Origin of the sequence: Mesorhizobium sp. M7A.F.Ca.CA.004.04.2.1 (assembly GCF_004022825.1) — a bacterium.
Taxonomy (GTDB): Bacteria; Pseudomonadota; Alphaproteobacteria; order Rhizobiales; family Rhizobiaceae; genus Mesorhizobium.
In genome coordinates, this window is sequence record NZ_RZPH01001635.1 from 1 (window position 1) to 673 (window position 673).

General features: G+C 60.3%; 2 pseudogenes. Both read right to left on the reverse strand.

What is annotated here, in order from left to right:
• Positions 1 to 138: pseudogene (locus EN893_RS40140) on the reverse strand (thioredoxin family protein); the annotation flags it as partial.
• A 283-nt stretch (positions 139 to 421) separates the two neighbouring features.
• Positions 422 to 673 (reverse strand): annotated as a pseudogene (locus EN893_RS36630) (ABC transporter substrate-binding protein); the annotation flags it as partial.

The following is a 673-nucleotide window of genomic DNA, read 5'->3' on the forward strand; positions in this document are numbered from 1 at the left end:
GTTGGAAATAAAGGCGACGAGCAAGGCCGGCTTGGCGTCGAAATCGACGAGGCGGTGCAGCACGCCTTGCGCGTCGGGCAGCAGGAAATCGGCCGCCCTGGTGCCGAGGTCGATCGGATTGGACTCTGTCTTCGGCATTGATGCGCGCTCCCTTTGTGCAGCCGGTTTTCACAGGCCAAGGTGCGAGCGCCTCGAACGTTCGCAGTTAGTCTATGAATTTAGTATAATTATAGGCTGGAGAGCACATTCACGGTCAACCGCGCGGCTTAGAATATCGTGTCAATGTTTCAGGCCGAGCCGCCAAGTTTGTTCGGGCGGAAGCCGATCCGGAGAAATCCGGACGGACAGGATTTATCAAGCGCAACGGGTTCGACGACGAATTGGTACTGCCCAGCCGAAACGCCTTGCGATTTTCGCGACGTCATTCCCCTTCCGGATAGAGCGCCTTCGCCAGGTCGCGGATCGCATCTGATGTGCGCGGGCCGAAGCCGATCATGTAGGCGCCGTCAAGCACGACCAGCGCCTTGTTGGCCGCCGCCGGCGTTGCCGCCAGCGCGCGGTTGCCGAACACCTGCTCGGGCGTCGGGCCACCCTTGCCGTCGCTCATCATCAGGATGACATCAGGCGCCATCTCGATCAGCTTTTCCTCTGATGCCGCCTTGTAGCCCTGCAC